Source organism: Janthinobacterium sp. KBS0711, from assembly GCF_000988085.1.
Classification (GTDB): Bacteria; Pseudomonadota; Gammaproteobacteria; order Burkholderiales; family Burkholderiaceae_D; genus Janthinobacterium; species Janthinobacterium lividum_E.
Genome location: NZ_LBCO01000035.1, coordinates 121,765 through 122,344, shown reverse-complemented (window position 1 = coordinate 122,344; position 580 = coordinate 121,765). Strand labels below are relative to the sequence as shown.

Annotated in this window: 1 protein-coding gene; it reads left to right on the top strand. The window is 66.4% G+C overall.

From position 1 onward, the window contains the following. The coding region (locus VM94_RS27480) for an Ig domain-containing protein (RefSeq protein WP_200899263.1) at positions 1 to 580 on the top strand (580 nt) is incomplete at both ends.

The window sequence follows — 580 nt, the reverse complement described above, 5'->3', positions numbered from 1 at the left end:
GCCACCTTGCCCAATGCGACAGCGGAAGCAGCCTACACGGCCACCCTGACTGCAGCGGGCGGCACGGCGCCATATACCTTCAGCATCAGCAGCGGCAACCTGCCGGTTGGCTTGAGCCTGAACGCATCCACGGGCGTGGTGTCGGGGACGACCAATGTGGCAGGCAGCTTCACCTTCGGCGTACGTGCCACCGACAGCAGCACGGGGACGGGTGCGCCATTCAGCGCCACCAACAGCTATACCTTGAGCGTTGGCGCGCCCGCCATCACGGTGACGCCGAGCACCTTGCCGGCAGCGGCAGTGGCTTCGGCGTACAGCCAGCAGCTGTCGGCCAGCGGCGGCATCGCTCCGTATGCTTATACGGTATCGAGCGGCAACCTGCCGGCCGGCCTGACCCTGAGCGGCAGCGGTTTGCTCAGCGGCACGCCGACGGCGGCCGGCAGTTTTACGTTGATCGTGCAGGCGGAAGATGCGCACCAGTTCACCGGCACGCAAAGCTATACGCTGACTGTCGCATCGGCCACGGTCATCCTGACGCCTGCCACCCTGGCCAATCCGACGGCGGAAGCGGCCTATAGCG